The organism is Caballeronia sp. LZ024 (assembly GCF_031451455.1).
GTDB classification, from domain to species: Bacteria; Pseudomonadota; Gammaproteobacteria; order Burkholderiales; family Burkholderiaceae; genus Caballeronia; species Caballeronia telluris.
Map to the genome: position 1 here is coordinate 1 of NZ_JARUXL010000044.1, position 788 is coordinate 788.

The following is a 788-nucleotide window of genomic DNA, read 5'->3' on the forward strand; positions in this document are numbered from 1 at the left end:
GAAGAAATATTCGCCTTCGCGGCTCTTTTTGTCGCGGGTCACGCGCATGCCCGCGGTCAGTCTGATCTTGTCGGTCACCCAGTACGACGACTGCCCGTATGCGGCGGTCGATGTCGTGCGGATGCCATAAGCGAACGCGAGTGTGGGCTGATAGACGCCGCCGTCGAACGGCGATTCGTTCGCGCTGTACAGCGACGACGACTCGCGAAAGTACGACACCCCCGCTTGCCATGACCACCGTCCATCGCCGAGTGAGCTCGCGCGCACTTCCTGATTCAGCGTCTTGGGAAACTCGTTCTGCCGGTACGACACCGGTTCGGCGAAACTCGGACTGCTGTCGGCCGCATGACGCCAGGTCAAGTTGTCGTAGCTACCTGTATAGCTAAGTTCGACGCACGGAAGGTCATACACGACGCTCAAGCGCGCGATCGTATCGTCGATGCTTTGCGATTGCGCCGTTGCATAGGCGAAGGTGCGCGGATCGGCCGGGAAGGGTGGCTTCTCGTGCGAGAGAATGCCGTTCGCATCGTAGATGTAGGGAATGTCGAGCGAGACCGGGCCGACGCCCTTCAACGTCGTCTGTTGCGCGGTAAACAGCATGCGCAGCTGCGAGCTCGGCTCGAGCGCGACGGTCACGCGTCCCGAGCGCGTGTTCTCGTCGTCGCCGGCCGCCTGCGGCGCATTGTTCAGATAGCCGTCGTGCCGGCGCGAGATGGCCGCCACGCGGAACTGCAGTACGTCGTTGACTGGGACGTTGACCATCGCCTCCAGATTGCGCGTGGCGTAAT

The 788-nt window shown here is 62.2% G+C and carries 1 protein-coding gene; it reads right to left on the reverse strand.

Annotated features, from left to right (window positions below):
• On the reverse strand, positions 1–762 hold a 762-nt coding region (locus tag QCE48_RS31655; protein ID WP_309794483.1), incomplete at its 3' end, for a TonB-dependent receptor.
• Positions 763–788: the final 26 nt, after the last annotated feature.